This is a genomic window from Solihabitans fulvus, assembly GCF_008386585.1.
Taxonomy (GTDB): domain Bacteria; phylum Actinomycetota; class Actinomycetes; order Mycobacteriales; family Pseudonocardiaceae; genus Solihabitans; species Solihabitans fulvus.
Genome location: NZ_VUOB01000090.1, coordinates 1 through 940, shown reverse-complemented (window position 1 = coordinate 940; position 940 = coordinate 1). Strand labels below are relative to the sequence as shown.

General features: G+C 63.2%; 1 protein-coding gene. It reads left to right on the top strand.

Annotation, left to right across the window (positions count from 1 at the left end; all coding sequences use genetic code 11):
• Positions 1 to 200: 200 nt before the first annotated feature.
• Positions 201 to 940: IS4 family transposase (locus tag F0L68_RS38610; RefSeq protein ID WP_223199523.1), on the top strand; the 740-nt coding region annotated here is incomplete at its 3' end.

Below are 940 nucleotides of genomic sequence, written 5' to 3'. Positions count from 1 at the left end.
CTCGCCCCACCTACCCACAACCCACCCCGTTGTCCCCAGCCCGCCCCACGCCACCAGCCCGCACTGCCGCCGGTGGCTACGCTGGCCAAGGGCACGTCCCCCAGGGCCAATGCCACTTACTTAGCGAATCTTGTGTCTGACTGCGGCCGGGTTGTCCTTGATTGTAGTGTGCTGTGAGGTAGCTTCTCTGCGTGGGCGTGATGCGCGATTTGCAGTCGATCGTGAGTGACCATGGGCGTTTGACGGACGCGATCGGTATTGGCGTCCTGACGCGGTTGGTGGATCGTGATCTGGTGGATGAGGCGATCGCGGCTGCGGATCGAAAAGAAAAGCGGGTCCGGTTGTTGCCCGCGCGCGTCGTGGTTTACTATGTGCTCGCGTTGTGTTTGTTTTTCGGGGACAGCTACGAAGAGGTCATGCGTAAACTGACCCATGGGCTGCGGGCCGTCGGTTCCTGGCGGAAGGAATGGACGGTGCCTACGGTTGGTGCTATCTCGAAGGCTCGGATGCGATTGGGTGAGGAGCCGCTGCGATTGTTGTTCGATCGAGTGGCTCTGCCGATGGCGAAACGGTCCACGCCGGGTGCGTGGCTTCGTGGGTTTCGGGTGATGGCCATTGACGGTGTGATTTTCAACCTTCCTGATACCCAGGACAACGAGGAGGGTTTCGGCCGCTGCGGCGGGAAGAATCCGGCGCCGTTCCCGCAAGCTCGGACCACGGCGCTGGTCGAATGCGGCACCCATGCTGTGGTCGCCGCCGAGATTGACCCGTGGAAGAAGCAGGAACGAGCGCAGGTCGTGGGGCTGCTGCGCGCGTTCGAGCCCGGCATGCTGGTACTCGCCGACGCTGGCGTGTACAGCTACGGGCTGTGGAATGCCGCGGCTCAGACAGGGGCGGCACTGGTGTGGCGGGTCAGGGCGGATCTCGAACTGCCGGTACT